At 37.0% G+C, this 15,071-nt stretch carries 11 protein-coding genes and 1 pseudogene; 1 reads left to right on the top strand and 11 read right to left on the bottom strand.

Going from position 1 to position 15,071, the window contains the following annotated elements:
- Nucleotides 1-31 precede the first annotated feature (31 nt).
- From ACKXGU_RS03060 to ACKXGU_RS03020, 9 genes and pseudogenes are all read right to left on the bottom strand, one after another.
- Nucleotides 32-406 carry a hypothetical protein gene (locus ACKXGU_RS03060; RefSeq protein WP_463466603.1) on the bottom strand — a complete coding sequence of 125 codons (375 nt, stop codon included), beginning with the start codon at nucleotides 404-406 and terminating at the stop codon, nucleotides 32-34.
- A 51-nt stretch (nucleotides 407-457) separates the two neighbouring features.
- On the bottom strand, nucleotides 458-1,159 hold the full coding sequence (locus ACKXGU_RS03055) for a sulfite exporter TauE/SafE family protein (RefSeq protein WP_463466602.1): 702 nt from the start codon (nucleotides 1,157-1,159) through the stop codon (nucleotides 458-460).
- Nucleotides 1,160-1,606, bottom strand: coding sequence for a FixH family protein (locus ACKXGU_RS03050; RefSeq protein WP_463466601.1), 447 nt, complete (start codon nucleotides 1,604-1,606; stop codon nucleotides 1,160-1,162). It abuts the gene before it with no gap.
- Nucleotides 1,607-1,612: 6 nt separating this feature from the next.
- Entirely contained in the window at nucleotides 1,613-3,037 is a 1,425-nt protein-coding gene (gene ccoG / locus ACKXGU_RS03045) for a cytochrome c oxidase accessory protein CcoG (protein ID WP_463466600.1), read from the bottom strand.
- 6 nt (nucleotides 3,038-3,043) lie between these two features.
- Complete coding sequence (locus ACKXGU_RS03040; RefSeq protein WP_463466599.1) at nucleotides 3,044-4,006, bottom strand: cbb3-type cytochrome c oxidase N-terminal domain-containing protein; 963 nt, start codon at nucleotides 4,004-4,006, stop codon at nucleotides 3,044-3,046.
- Nucleotides 4,003-4,188, bottom strand: a complete 186-nt coding sequence (locus tag ACKXGU_RS03035) for a CcoQ/FixQ family Cbb3-type cytochrome c oxidase assembly chaperone (RefSeq protein WP_463466598.1) — start codon at nucleotides 4,186-4,188, stop codon at nucleotides 4,003-4,005. The genes ACKXGU_RS03040 and ACKXGU_RS03035 overlap by 4 nt, the downstream gene beginning before the upstream one ends.
- 4 nt (nucleotides 4,189-4,192) lie before the next feature.
- Nucleotides 4,193-6,383, bottom strand: a pseudogene (gene ccoN, locus ACKXGU_RS03030) (cytochrome-c oxidase, cbb3-type subunit I).
- Nucleotides 6,384-6,388: 5 nt separating this feature from the next.
- A complete protein-coding gene (gene ccoS, locus ACKXGU_RS03025) occupies nucleotides 6,389-6,577 on the bottom strand; it encodes a cbb3-type cytochrome oxidase assembly protein CcoS (protein WP_463466597.1) in 189 nt (62 codons plus the stop codon).
- Entirely contained in the window at nucleotides 6,574-9,018 is a 2,445-nt protein-coding gene (locus tag ACKXGU_RS03020) for a heavy metal translocating P-type ATPase (RefSeq protein ID WP_463466596.1), read from the bottom strand. The genes ccoS and ACKXGU_RS03020 overlap by 4 nt, the downstream gene beginning before the upstream one ends.
- Nucleotides 9,019-9,120: 102 nt before the next feature.
- Between ACKXGU_RS03020 and ACKXGU_RS03015 the strand changes: the two genes are divergently transcribed.
- Entirely contained in the window at nucleotides 9,121-9,798 is a 678-nt protein-coding gene (locus ACKXGU_RS03015) for a Crp/Fnr family transcriptional regulator (RefSeq protein WP_463466595.1), read from the top strand.
- 76 nt (nucleotides 9,799-9,874) lie between these two features.
- Here the strand turns inward: ACKXGU_RS03015 and ACKXGU_RS03010 are convergent, their stop codons facing one another.
- Nucleotides 9,875-11,782: a S9 family peptidase gene (locus tag ACKXGU_RS03010; protein WP_463466594.1), complete on the bottom strand. Its 1,908-nt coding sequence runs from the start codon at nucleotides 11,780-11,782 to the stop codon at nucleotides 9,875-9,877.
- A gap of 30 nt (nucleotides 11,783-11,812) precedes the next feature.
- Complete coding sequence (locus ACKXGU_RS03005) at nucleotides 11,813-15,055, bottom strand: WD40/YVTN/BNR-like repeat-containing protein (protein ID WP_463466593.1); 3,243 nt, start codon at nucleotides 15,053-15,055, stop codon at nucleotides 11,813-11,815.
- Nucleotides 15,056-15,071 lie beyond the last annotated feature (16 nt).

Raw genomic sequence — 15,071 nt, 5'->3', positions numbered from 1 at the left:
TATTTGCTTTTACAAAAAAGTAAGGAGTGAATTACACTTGAGGCGGATGGAAACAATTGTTATAACCTACAAAGGAATACAGATTATGATATTCAGTTGAAACTTTTGTATTGTTAGTTTTAGATTTGAAGTTGTAATTGTCAACTTTTTGAAAGTATAGTAGTATTTCCTTAAAGTCAACTAGGCGTGAAGGTTCGTTACTACTTTTATTGTTCGATTCCGAAACCTTTTTCAAATGACATTGACCATTACATTGCAACTCTGGTTTATCTTTATTCTCACATAATTTTTCAATAAATCCCACAGGATCAAGCTCATAATAAGCATAAGTAAGCGATACATTTAGACTATTAAATAGTATAAGAGTGCTTAATAGGTAGGAGAGAATTATTGAGGTCAATTTCATTGTTGCAAAGTTACACCTAATTAAAGTTTTTTATAAATGAAAACCTTAAAATTAATGACATTCTATAGCACTACTAGCTATATCGGTAATTGGAGCAGGCGAGAGGTAGGGAATGCCCAAACCAAGCCCTCTAATAATGAATAATAGACCAATGATAATTATGAATACAGGAATAGCCTTTTGAATACGTTGTTTAGCCTGGGCATTTAAAAACTTACCAAAGTAAATGGCCGTAGTCATCAACGGAATGGTTCCCAATCCAAAAAACGCCATATACAAACTGCTTTGCCATATGTTTTGTATGGCTATGGCAGCAAAAACAGCCATATAAACCAGACCGCAAGGCAGAAAGCCATTTAAAAAACCAATCGTTAAAAAGGTATCGGCTGTTTTCTTTTTTAGGGCCTGACCCAAAGACGATTTTACCTTGGAAATGACTTTGTAAATGGGTTTTGAAAGATTGTATTTGTTAAAAGTGTTTACAGGAATCAGCACCACGAATATCATTAAAACACCTATGGCTATGGATAATTGTTGCTGTATTCCAAAAATATAGAGGCTTTTGCCTACCAAACCAAAAAACAAACCAATCAGGCTATAAGCTAAAATACGACCGATGTGATAGGTCGTAATTTGAGATACTTTTTTTATGGAATTGCTACGATCTACGGGCAACATAAAGGCAATAGGACCACACATGCCTACACAGTGGAAGCTGCCCAATAAACCTAATATGATTGCCGACCAAAGCATTTAGTACACAATTTCTTTTTTGAATAGATATGATTTTCCGTTATATTGCCAATCTACTTTAATGTTCCAACGACCATCCAATAAACGTTTGTCAGGTATGAGCAAATTGTGGTTTGACAAAGAAATGTCCGTTTCGAAGTCAAATTGTTTATTAGATGGTCTGTATAGGAACACTGTTCCAGTGATATTATCGGAATTTAAGTTTTCAGGGAATGCAATGAGCAAGCCTTCTGCTGTTTTTTCCCAAGTGACATCTTGTGTCAATTTTTTGGCATTGGCCTCTTTATTGATGTCTTTTTGAAATTCTAGTTCTTGTTTATAGTAATCTTCAGTTACTAAATCGTGATCATATTTTTTATTGACGTTCATGTTGATGACGAAATACAAGATGAATCCAATAAATCCTATAAAAGCAATCACAATGCCTGTTCCCCAATTAATTTTCATAGCTTGTTAATTATAACTTCGTGGTCCTAAAAAGTTAACTGTTGTTGTTTCTATAAGCGTATCACCGCTATAAACCTCAATCAGTAGTTTATTTTTATCACCAGTCAGTTGGTTTTTGTTTATTTCAATAAATAATGTCCCTTCAGCGAGACCTTCTTCTGGTATCACAATATTGTCGGTATTAGAAACCACTTTGATAGTTCCTTCATATTTACGTAATTTGAAATGTACGCTATCAATTTCATGAACTGTTTTGTTGACCAGTTTATAGGTAAATACATTACTGATCATGTCATTTTCCTTGTGTTCGTAAAGCTGTCCTGGTAATCGGAGTACACGAGCTTCCACATCATTTCTAATTAAAAGCATACCAATCAAGACGCCAATAAGAATGACCAGCACAGCGATATAGCCTTTCATTCTAGCTGTAAGCTTAAACTTTTCTTTCTTTTCAATTTCATCTTCACTAGCATAACGAATCAATCCTTTAGGCAGATTAATGCTCTCCATAATATTGTCGCATTCGTCTATACAGGCCGTACAGTTCACACATTCTAGTTGCGTACCATTTCTTATGTCAATACCTGTAGGGCACACATGTACACACTGTAAACAATCGATACAATCGCCATGACCCAGTGCTTCTCGGTCTTCATTTTTTCTGAACTTTTTACGACCATTTTCGCCTTCACCACGCTTGTGGTCGTACGCCACAACTATTGACTTGTTATCCAATAACACGCCTTGCAGGCGTCCATAAGGACAAGCAATAATGCAGACTTGTTCTCTGAACCACGCGAATACAAAGTAGAACACGGCCGTAAAAATAATTAGCGGAAATAAGGTGCCTAAATGTTCGGCAGGTCCATCGGTTATGTATTTTAAAAGCTTGTCACTTCCAATTAAATAAGCCAAAAAGATATTAGCAATTAAGAACGAAATAACCAAAAAGATAAACCACTTTAAAAGGCGTTTTCTAATTTTTTCGGCATCCCATTTTTGTCTATCCAGTTTACGCTGTTTGTTTCTATCACCATCAATCCAATACTCAATACGACGGAAGACCATTTCCAGGAAAATAGTCTGTGGACAGATCCAACCACAAAATATACGGCCAAAACCTACTGTAAATAAGGTAATGAAAATCACCCCTATAATCATGGAAATGACAAATAGGTGAAAGTCTTGTGGCCAAAATGGAAACCCAAAAATATTGAATCGGCGTTCCAGAACATTGAACATTAAAAATTGATTACCATTAATTTTTATGAATGGCGCTGCAAATAGAAATGCTAATAGAAAGTAACTAACTATTTTACGTTTTTCATAAAAGGGACCACTCGGTTTTTTAGGATAAACCCAATTGCGTTTTCCTTCCTCGTTAATGGTACCAATGGAATCTCTAAATGATTCGTTTTCTGGGATTTCCACGTGATATTAATTAATAGGTTCTTCTTCTATTACAATTATGGAATCGGTTTTAACTTCCATAGCTTCCGTTGGAACATCTTCAGCTGGAGCATTTTCATCTACCCAAATCTCTCCTTCAGCATCTTTTGGTTTGGCAGGCGTAGTGCCTTGAAATTGTAGTACATAACTGGCTACCTGCGCAATTTCAGAAGGTTTCAAACTTTGTTTCCAGGCAATCATTCCTTTACCATTTCGACCACCTTCAGAAACGGTATTAAAAACGTTTTTAATGCCACCACCTAGAATCCAATACTCATCGGTTAGGTTTGGTCCAATACCACCACCACCATCAGCCATGTGACAGGCCACACAATTGGTTTCGAAAATGGCTTGCCCAGCTTTTAAATCGGCCGCATCGGTTAATACCGTCACGGTATTAATATCGACCAAATCCTTGGCAGTTAGTTTATATTTTTCAATGGCAATTTTAGCTTCAGCATATTCTGTTTCCAGCTCGTCATATTGTCCATCGCCATTAAATACGTGGAATCTTAACAAATAAACGGCTGCAAAGATTATGGATATATAAAAGCTCCACAACCACCATGGAGGTAAACTATTGTCCAATTCGCGAATACCATCATAGTTATGGTCCAAAATGATTTCATGTTCTTCTTCAATAGGTTTGCTGCCAAGTAGTTTTTTATAGATGTTGGCCATCCATACGATGAACTTGGGCATTTTAGCTTTTTCGGCATTATAGCGCGCTTTGGCTTCAGCATCTAAACTTTGATATAATATATTGTCCATAGAACCCACAATGGCTTCAATGGCAATTAAAATAAGTAACACCAAAACCAAAAAGAGCATGATTACCGGTTGTTCCATGAATGCAGGTTTTTCACCCGATTCAATAAAATATTCGACGAGACCGTAGATTATAAAAAATATTACAGGTACTCTGATCCATGATGGAAAAAATGATTTCATAATTCTGTCTGGTTTTGGTTATCTAATGGAATGTTACTTACGGCTTTTATATAGTCCTTTTTAGCGGTGAAGACCCAGTAAAAAAGAACTACAAAAAAGAGGAAAAAGATCAATAATGATATAATCGGGTAAATTTCAACACCGTTTATACTATCCATGTGGTTTTTTACAAATTTTAACATCGTTCTAGTTTTGAGTGGTTACTTCTTCTAAATCGGTTACTTTAATGTCAGTACCTAATCGTTGTAAATAGGCTATAAGTGCCACGATCTCTCGATTACGCATTTCGATAAAATCTGGTCCTCCAGCTTGTTTATCGGCTTCATAGGTTTCAGCAAAATCAGGGTCTGCATAGAGATTCTTTTCTATTTGAGTTCCTTGTTCCAACATACTGGTTTGTGCATTGGCAATGTCTTCATCAGTATATGGAACCCCTAATTTAACCATGGTTCGCATTTTAGCTTCTGTTTGTGATTTATCCAATTCATTTCTCACAAGCCACTGATACGCTGGCATAATAGAACCAGATGAGGTACTTTGTGGATCATACATGTGGTTTAAGTGCCAGTTATCGGAATACTTGCCACCCACACGGTGTAAGTCGGGTCCAGTACGTTTACTTCCCCAAAGGAATGGGTGATCATAAACATATTCACCCGCTTTGGAATATTCACCATAGCGTTCCACCTCACTTCTAAATGGACGAACCATTTGGGAGTGACAACCCACACAACCTTCTCGGATATAGATATCTCGTCCTTCCATTTCCAAAGCCGTGTAAGGTTTCACACTGGTTATGGTTGGAATGTTGGATTTTACCATAATGGTTGGTACTATTTGTACGATACCTCCAATTAAGATAGCAATAGTTGCCCAAATAGTCAATTGAATTGGTTTACGTTCTAACCAGGTGTGCCATCCTTCGCCAGCAACACGACGTTTTGATACACGTTGTAAAGCAGGTGCTTCTGCTAATTCATCGGTTACTTTGCTACCAGAGCGAATGGTTACAATAACATTGTAAACCATAATTAGCATACCTGTGATGAATAGGGTACCACCAATGGCACGCATCCAGTACATGGGGATAATTTCGGAAACAGTTTCTAAAAAGTTTCCATAAACTAAAGTGCCATCTGGATTGAATTGTTTCCACATACTGGCTTGAGTGAATCCTGCCACGTACATTGGTAAGGCATACATAATGATACCTAAAGTACCTATCCAGAAATGGAGATTGGCAAGTCCTGTTGAAAACAATTTGGTTTTAAATAATCGTGGAATTAAATAGTATATCATACCAAAGGTCAGGAAACCGTTCCAGGCTAATGCGCCAACGTGTACGTGTGCAATAATCCAATCAGTAAAATGCGCTATGGCATTCACGTTTTTAAGTGATAATGTTGGTCCTTCAAAGGTTGCCATACCATAACCCGTAATGGCTACTACCATGAATTTTAAAACAGGGTCTGTACGGACTTTATCCCAGGCACCACGCAGTGTTAATAAACCATTAATCATACCACCCCAGGATGGCATTAAGAGCATGATTGAAAATGTGGTTCCTAAGCTTTTGAGCCCACTCTGGTAAAGCAGTGTATAATAAATGGTGAGGTCCTGCCCAGATATAAATGAATATCAATGACCAGAAGTGAACAATAGATAGTCGATAGGAGTAGACAGGTCTATTGGCTGCTTTTGGCACAAAATAATACATCAATCCTAAAAATGGTGTGGTCAAAAAGAACGCTACGGCATTATGGCCGTACCACCATTGCACTAAAGCATCTTGAACGCCTGCATATACTGAATAACTTTTTAAGGCATTTACAGGTAATTCTAAACTGTTGAATATGTGAAGTACAGCAACTGTTACAAACGTAGCAATGTAGAACCAAAGCGCTACATACAAATGGCGTTGTCTTCGTTTTAAAATCGTTGCGATTAAGTTCCATCCGAATACGACCCAAATTAAGGCAATGGCAATATCAAAAGGCCATTCCAGTTCAGCATATTCCTTGGAAGTGGTATAACCTAAAGGTAAAGTTATAGCTGCACCAACAATAATCAATTGCCATCCCCAAAAATTAATTTTACTCAACAGGTCACTGGCCATACGAGCTTTCAGTAGCCTTTGGGATGAATAATAAACACCTGCGAAAATGGCATTACCCACAAATGCAAAAATAACCGCATTGGTGTGTAACGGTCTCAAGCGTCCAAAACTCAACCAGGAAATACCATCGGTGAGGTTTGGAAATAAAAACATGAATGCCAGTAGTAACCCTACCAACATCCCTACAACTCCCCAAAGCATCGTTGCATAAAGGAAATTTTTAACGATTTTGTTATCGTAATGAAACTGTTGTACTTCCATAATAATTAATTAGTCTTTTTGGTTTTAATAGATGGTTTTTTTTGTTCTTTGATAAGTTCGTCTTCAAAGAGCATTCTTACTGAAGGTGTATAGCTATCATCATATTGGCCGTTTTTAACAGCGAAAATAAAGGCAGCAAAAAAGCCGATGGCAACTATGACACTGATACTTAATAAAATATATATAACACTCATACCTGTTTGAAGTTATGGTTCAAATTTACTTGTGATTGATTACTTAAAACATGATTTTTATCATGTTTGGATTTTCTTAATTTTTTCCCCAAGACATTGGTTGCTATTGTTGTAAATACGACAATACTTATGGAGCTTAACGGCATCAAAATGGCTGCAATAATAGGTGCTAGTTGACCAGTTACCGCAAAGTATAGTCCTATGATGTTATAGAGAAATGATAGCACAAAACTCCATTTAATAATTTTGATAGCTTGTTTGGACGCTTTAATAAATTGATACAACTGATTGAATTTCGTAGCATCCAAAATGGCGTCACAAGCTGGTGAAAAAACATTAACATTTTCAGAAATGGCAATACCAACATCACTTTGGGCCAGAGCCCCAGCATCATTCAAGCCATCTCCAACCATGAGGACTTTGGCACCTTCGGTTTGATGGTATTTGATGTATTCTAATTTATCATCTGGTTTTTGGTTGAAAATTAGTTTGGTCTTTGAGGGTAATAGTTTTTTTAGATTTTCCAATTCGCCTTCATTGTCTCCTGATAAAATCACCAAATCAAAATGTTTCTTCAGTTTATTAAAAAGTTTGGAAATTCCTTTTCTATAGCTATTGTAAAAGGTGTACTTGCCTTTATATTGATTATTTGAGCTGATATGAACAGTCGTGTTTAAAACGGAAGTATCTATTTGCCCAACAAACGCAGCCGAACCTATTTTAATAGAATCGTTATTATATGATGCTTCAATGCCTTTACCAACATATTCCTGAAAATGATTTAAGGAAATTATATTATGTTCATCTAAAATATCGTAAAGAGTCCTACTTAATGGATGATTGGAACTGCGCAAGGTATTCTTTAAAAGAATTTCTTCGGAAGGGGATAGGGGATTGCCTTCATAAGTAGCGGTGCTTTTTTTGTTGGAGGTGATTGTTCCCGTCTTATCAAAAATAATGGTATTGATATGGGCCAATTGTTCAATAACCGAAGCATTCTTGACATAGAACTTTAATTTTCCAAAAATACGTAACAGGTTGCCATAGGTAAATGGTGCTGATAAAGCAATGGCACATGGGCATGCAATAATTAAAACTGCCGTGAAGACATTCATGGCTTTGGATGCGTCAACAAGTAACCAAAAGGTTGTAGCTAAGATGGCGATTGATAAAACGGTGATTGTGAATCGTTTACTGATAGCGTTTGTAAGAGTTGTAGAGCCACTTTCTTTATTTTTATTGAAAACGTCATTACTCCACAATTGGGTTAAATAACTTTGCTCCACGGAATTAACAGCTTCCATTTCAATGACACCATCTGTTTGTTTACCACCAGCATATAACTTATCGCCTGATTGCTTACTGATTGTTTCTGATTCACCAGTAACAAAACTATAGTCTATTCGTGCATTGCCATTGATTAGAATACCGTCAACGGGAATCAATTCTTCATTTCTAATGAGTAGTCGGTCACCTTTTTGGATATCATAAACTTGGGTTGGAATTTCCGCATCATGCTCCAATTTCGTAACTGCGATCGGGAAATAGGATTTATAGTCACGCTCAAAGGATAAAAATGCGTAGGTTTTTTGCTGGAAGAACTTGCCAAGTAATAAGAAAAAGACCAATCCCGTTAGGCTATCAAAGAAACCCGATCCTAAATCAAAAATAATTTCCGCTGTGCTTCTAATGAATAATACCGCAATACCTAATGCAATGGGCACATCAATATTTAAGATTCTTGAGCGTAAACCTTTGTAGGCCGATATAAAATAATCTTGTCCAGCATAGAAAACAACTGGCAGAGAAAAGATAAACATCAGCCACCGAAACAGGTGCTTGTATTGTTCTAACCAAAATTCACCAACTTCAAAATATTCCGGAAAAGATAGAAACATGACATTGCCAAAAGCAAAACCGGCCACACCAAGTTTATATATCAATTGCCTATTGATAGATTGTTTGCCTGTTTGGAAGTCATCTAACGAGATATAAGGTTCATAACCAATGGCACTCAATAACAAGACAACTTCCTTCAAAGAATATTCCTGGCAATTGTAAGTTACCCGAACCGTTTTTTTACCAAAGTTGACTTGAGAAGCCGTGATGTGTTCATCCAGCTTGTTTAAGTTTTCCAATATCCAAATGCAGGAACTACAATGAATATGTGGAATGTAGAGGGTGACAATCTGAATGTGACCATCATTAAATTCGGTGAGCTTTTCTATGATATTTTCTTGAGATAAGAAATCATATTTTCCCTGAATTTCTTTGGGTGTACTTCCAGGTGAGGCTTGCAAATCATAATAGCAGGTCAAATCGTTTTCTGAAAAAATTTCATAAACGGTTTTACAGCCATTACAGCAAAACGATTTGTCATCGTGAATAATATGCTCTGATTCACAAATGTCACCACAGTGAAAACAAGAAGCCTTGTCCATAATATTTGCTCATTTATACCTGTAACAAAAGTCACTAAACTTGTCCTTTAAAAATATGATATTTGTCATGTTTTGTGTAATTTTACAGAACATTTAATAGGTATGAGTAAATGTGAACAGTGCATTATTAGGCAGTTCAATTCCATGAAGGCATTGACTAAAGAAGAATTAGTACGGATTTCTGGGTGTAAAACATCTAAAATCATAAAAAAAGGTGAAGTTATTTTTGAAGAAGGCGATATGCTTAATGGTATCTTTTGTGTTAAAGATGGTATTTGTAAGTTGTCAAAATTAAGTGCTAATGGAAAAGACCAAATTGTAAAGCTCGTTGTTAAAGGTGATTTATTAGGTCAGCGTTCGTTGATTGGCAATGAATCTACAAATTTGAGTGCTGTAGCGTTGAATGATATGGAAGTTTGTTTCATTCCTAAAAGTGAAATTATTGATGATCTTCAAAAAAATGTCAATTTTTCAATGGAAGTGTTGCAACAAATGGCTCATGATTTACGAGAGAGTGACAACGTCATTGTTAATATGGCCCAAAAATCAGTGAAGCAGCGATTGGCAGAAACCTTGTTGTACATTCATGAACATTTTGGAAATAACGAAGATGGTTATTTAAATGTTGTTTTATCACGTGAAGATTACGCGAATATAGTAGGAACAGCCACCGAGTCAGCCATTAGAATTTTATCCCAATTAAAGAAAGAGGGTTTCATTTCTACATCTGGTAAACAAATCAGAATCGAAGATGCTAAAGCATTAGAACGTATTGAATAAAAAAACGCTCTGAATTAACAGAGCGTTTGTAATCATTATTTTTCGGCTTCAATTTCAGTGTTCTGGTATTTCACCATCAACAGGTTTGTTCTACTTCTTTTAAGTAGTGATCTAAAAATTTAAGAACACGACTGTATGCTTCAATCTGGTTTTCCTTTTTGACAAAACCATGACCTTCATCTTCAAAAAGAACATACTCTACAGGAACGCCATTGGCTCTAACACCTTCCACAATTTCATCAGATTCTACCTGTAATACCCTTGGGTCTTGAGACCCTTGTAAAACAATTAAAGGTTTAGTGACTTTATCTGTATGAAACAATGGGGAAATTTGTTTGAGTCTCACGGAATCTTGTGAATAAGGGTCACCTAATTCCAGGTATAAAGATTTTCTAAACGACTCCCAATAAGGCGGAATACTTTTTAAGGTTCGCAACCAGTTGGTTACACCAAAAATATTGACACCAACATCAAATTCTTCGGGTGCGTAGGTTAGGGCGGCCATAGTCATATAACCACCATAAGATCCACCAATAATTCCAATTTTACTACCATCAATTTCAGGTTGTGTGGCTAACCAGTTTTTACCCTCAACACAGTCTTGAAGATCTTTTTCACCATGATTTAAGTCATCCATTTTATAGAAGGTTTTGCCATAGCCACTACTTCCTCGGTTATTAACAGCCAATACCGCATACCCATGATTAACCATATACTGTATCAATGAACTAAAGTTTTGACGTGATTGCCCACCTGGGCCACCGTGTACCCAAACCATTGCAGGAACTTTGTTGGTTTCAGTGGCTTGATGCGGTAAGTAATAAATAGCTGGGATTTCTACACCATCAAATGATTTATAGCGAATAACCTTGGCCGTGACTAAATCATCTGGATTAATCTCTTTATTGAGAACATTAGTTAGCTTATGTTGTTCTTTGGTTCCAAAATTATAAGTGTATAAATCTGAAGGGGAATTTGAACCGCCCACATACATGCGCATCCAACTTTCATCATCAGAAAAAGATACACTTGTAATACTTTTAGAGCCAAAATCAGGCATTGAAATTGGTTTCATGGTTTTGGCATCAAAAACTTCTATGGCATTTTTACCATCATCGTTCACAAAGACGGTCATATAGTTTCCTTTATCAGTAAAGCTTGCTCCCAATATATCCCAATTTCTTTCTAAAACTTTTGTTTTTTCTCCTGACTCTAGATTATAGGCCATCAGGTATGCGAACTCGGCACCATCATCGGTTGTATAATAGAATGTACTACTATCCAATGAAAAATCTTGGGCGGAATTTCCACTTAAATTATCATTTACCTTGGTCTTCTCATTGGTTTTTGTATTAAAAATATACAAGTCAGAGTCATTAGTATTCAATGACTGTGAAAGGGCAATATATTGCCTGTTATCGGAAATATCACTAAAGTTTAATCCGTCATTGTTCTGATAAATTAATTCGGATGAGAAGTCTTCAAGGGTCATTTCGTAAACATCAAAATACTTCGGATCTCTTTTGTTGGAACCGTAGTAGAATCCTGTTTTGTCCGTATTCCAACCATAAAATGATGCTTTAGCACCTTTTTCTGGTGTTAGGTCTGTGATGGTTCCGGTGGTATCTCTCAAATACACATGATTAATTTCATCGCCATTTCCGTCAGCTGAAAACAGAATGCGTTCATCTTTTGGAAAGTATGAAATAGCAAAAATAGAAGAGCTGTCTGATTGAGTCAAGGGTTTTAATTCACCTCCCTTAACAGGAACTTCATATAAATTATAGATTCCAGAGCGATTGCTGTGAACCAATAATTTAGAATTGTCTGGTGAAAAACTACCGTTACCAACAGCCTCATTGTCCATAAATTGTTCAATGGTATACTGTTTAATGTCTGGTGTTTTTTCAGCAACAGGTTCTTTAGTGTCCTTCTTGCAGGAAACAAAAGCAAGAATTGTGCAAAGTGCTAAAAGTTTTTTCATTGGTTAAAAATTAAGTTTTGCAGGTTTATTTTAATCGATTTTAAAGGTCTTTGTTTCTTTGAAAGGGTTTATTTCTAATTGTTCCATTTGAGATTGATACTCCATCCAGTCGTTTTTGAAAAAGTTATTTGTTTCTTCAAGCGCTTTCGTAATGGCGTCTTTGGCCAATTCTATCAATTTGGTTTCTGTACTGGTTATTCCAGTTTGACTGGAACTGACATAACTTCTTGCCAATCCCAAGCGTTGATTAACAGTAACTTCAACATCACGCGTGATTCCTTGTCTGTCATCTACTTTTCCAAGATAGCCATCAATAAGCGAATCTATTTTTTTGGTTACCTCACTGGATAATTTTATCTCTTCTTTATATTTTTCCTTATCCAGTTTTTTTAAATCAGACTGATATTTTTTTGCAACATGTTTACTTTCTACTAGTTGCTCAATAGCATTAGCTAAAGTCTCCTGATAAATTTCCAACTCTTTGAGTGTTGTATAAACTTCATTAATGTTTTTGGAAGATATATTAAGTCTTGGGTCAGATTTTATGGTTATAGTTTGTTCTGACCGCTGATCTCCAAAGCTCATAACGACTTTGTAATTTCCAGGTTTAACACTAACACCTCCCGGCTCGTTTTTAGATTCTCTGATACTTCGTGAAGGTCTCGATACTCCAGATTCGTCCATATACCACGTCCATTTGTGAACACCAGTTTCTTTAGGTGCTTTTTGTTTAAGGGTTCGTATCAATCGGTCACCATCATAAATTTTCATGGTTAAGGAATCCCATTTGACTTCATTGCTTTCAGATTCTTTAGATTCCTCATTTTCTTCATTAGTCTCTTCTAAATCATCATCATCGTTGTCTTCTTTTTCGTCTTCTTTAGAATCTAATTTTTTATCATCTATCTTGAAATAATAGGATAATTGAGCACCATAGGCTCGATTTTCACCATTGTACAGCGCATCACCACCAAAGCGGCTCCCAGTCGGTTGCTGATAGGCCGATTGGTAGGCTGTTGGAGGCTCGAATAACATTAGTTTGGAATTCAATACAGCATTGTCTTTTGCCATTACCCGCAATGGTCTGATATCATCTAAAACCCATGCGGCACGACCAAAGGTACCAATTACCAAATCGTGTTCTCTTGGGTGAATAACCAGATCTTTAACCGAAACAGTTGGGAAACCTTCTGTCCATTTGGCCCATTGGTTTCCGGCATCCAAGGATATATAAAGACCATCATCAGTACCTAAAAATAGGAGGTTGGGTTCCTCAATATCTTCAACTATGGCTAGAGTATAACTCTCTACGTCGTTTTCATCTACAATTCGTGTCCAAGTCTTACCATAATCTTTGGTTCTATAGGCGTAAGGTGTGTAGTTAAAACGTCTGTAATCATTAACAATTAGTAAGGCCTCGCCTTTGTTTTTATTTGATGCTTTAATTTGAGGAATCCAACTTCCTATTGGTAATCCTTTGATGTTTTTAGATACATCAATCCAAGTTTCACCACCATTTTGAGTTATGTGTACACGACCATCATCGGTGCCAACCCAAAGCATATTCTTTTCCACAGGAGAAGGTTCAATAACCAGAATGGTACAATGATTTTCGGCACCAGTAGCATCCATAGTCAGGCCGCCACTTTCAGATTGTTTTAATTTTTCAGGATCATTAGTAGTTAAATCATCTGAAATTAAGGTCCAGGTTTCTCCTTTATCGGTTGATTTATGGACATATTGACTTCCAAAATAAATCGTATTGTTGTCAAAAGGATCAATATTGATGGCTGCATTCCAATTGAATCGTAATTCGGTATCAGCATCCAGAGCTACAGGTCTCACTAAAAAATTATTGCCTGTTTCCCAATCGTAACGGGAGACATAACCTTGCTGACTCATAGTCCATCCAAACCTGGAATCGTCTCTGTCTGGAACTACGTCAAAACCATCTCCAAAACTGATTTCCTGCCAGTAAGAATTACGAATTCCTTGAGCACGCCACACATAAGCTGGTCCTCGCCAGGACCCATTATCTTGCATGCCACCGTAAACATTATAAGGAAATTCATTATCAACATTAATGTGATAAAATTGTGCGATGGGCAAATTACCAATAAAGCGCCAGGTTTTACCTCCATCGTGAGTAATGTTCATTCCACCATCATTACCGTCTAGCATAAAGCTACCATCCTTTGGATGAATCCACCAAGCATGGTGGTCTGGATGAATGCCATTATCTACACCATAAGCTGGCATGAGTTGGTAGAAATTTTTACCACCATCTTCACTGACATTAACATACGTAAATACCGAATACACACGGTTTTCGTTTTGTGGGTCTACATATATTTCAGAATAATAAAAGGGTCTGTTACCAATATCATTTTTGTCATTAATCTTCCGCCATTTAAAACCACCATCCTCACTTTTGTAAAGCGCATTTTTTTTGGCTTCCACCAAAGCATAGATAATGTTAGGTTTGTTGGCCGCTATTGCGACACCAATGCGACCTAAATTGCCTTCCGGGAAGCCATCTTCAGAGGTTACTTTTTTCCATGTGTCACCACCATCATAAGTAATATGTAATCCAGAACCTTCACCTCCTGAATTAAAGAACCAAGGATCTCGCTTGTGTTCCCACATGGCGGCGATTAGTTTGTTAGGATTCGTTGGATCCATTATCAAATCAGCAGCGCCTGTTTTGTTATTGGTAAAGAGAATTTTCTTCCAGGTTTTACCACCATCGGTGGTTTTAAAAACACCACGTTCGGGATGTTCGCCCCAAGGTGACCCAATGGCGCCTGCATAAACTGTGTTTGGATTGGTTGGATCGATAACAACCCGATGAATATGTCTAGTTTGCTCAAGACCCATGAGTTGCCAGTTTTTACCACCATCCAAGGATTTGTAAATACCATAACCGCCATTTAAGCTGTTTCTGGGATTCCCTTCACCAGTCCCAACCCAGATCACACTTGGGTTGGTTTGCTGAATGGCTACAGCTCCAATGGAAGCGGTTACTTCCTTATCAAAAATAGGTTCCCATTTAATGCCTCCTGAAGTCGATTTCCACAAGCCCCCAGATGCTGTCCCCACGTACATAATATCTGGGTCATTGTGAACCACATCTATCGCGGTCACTCGACCAGACATACCGCCTGGGCCGATGTTTCGGGGTTTCATGTTTTTGACTAAATCTAATGAGAATTCTTGTTGTGCAAATAGGAGTGTCATGCTGAAAAACATGACGAGGGATACTATTTTTTTCATTCGTTTTGGTTTGTTA

The organism is Hanstruepera sp. CR43 (genome assembly GCF_055227665.1).
The sequence above is the reverse complement of the archived record's forward strand: the minus strand, read 5'-3'. Positions and strand labels throughout refer to the sequence as shown.

Bases quoted from the DNA above. Each gene is read 5' to 3' on its own strand.
- ACKXGU_RS03015 (WP_463466595.1), top strand. From the start codon at position 9,121: ATGAGTAAATGTGAACAGTGCATTATTAGGCAGTTCAATTCCATGAAG.
- ACKXGU_RS03020 (WP_463466596.1), bottom strand. From the start codon at position 9,018: ATGGACAAGGCTTCTTGTTTTCACTGTGGTGACATTTGTGAATCAGAG.
- ACKXGU_RS03060 (WP_463466603.1), bottom strand. From the start codon at position 406: ATGAAATTGACCTCAATAATTCTCTCCTACCTATTAAGCACTCTTATA.
- ACKXGU_RS03035 (WP_463466598.1), bottom strand. From the start codon at position 4,188: ATGTTAAAATTTGTAAAAAACCACATGGATAGTATAAACGGTGTTGAA.
- ACKXGU_RS03040 (WP_463466599.1), bottom strand. From the start codon at position 4,006: ATGAAATCATTTTTTCCATCATGGATCAGAGTACCTGTAATATTTTTT.
- ccoS (WP_463466597.1), bottom strand. From the start codon at position 6,577: ATGAGTGTTATATATATTTTATTAAGTATCAGTGTCATAGTTGCCATC.
- ACKXGU_RS03005 (WP_463466593.1), bottom strand. From the start codon at position 15,055: ATGAAAAAAATAGTATCCCTCGTCATGTTTTTCAGCATGACACTCCTA.
- ACKXGU_RS03010 (WP_463466594.1), bottom strand. From the start codon at position 11,782: ATGAAAAAACTTTTAGCACTTTGCACAATTCTTGCTTTTGTTTCCTGC.
- ACKXGU_RS03055 (WP_463466602.1), bottom strand. From the start codon at position 1,159: ATGCTTTGGTCGGCAATCATATTAGGTTTATTGGGCAGCTTCCACTGT.
- ACKXGU_RS03050 (WP_463466601.1), bottom strand. From the start codon at position 1,606: ATGAAAATTAATTGGGGAACAGGCATTGTGATTGCTTTTATAGGATTT.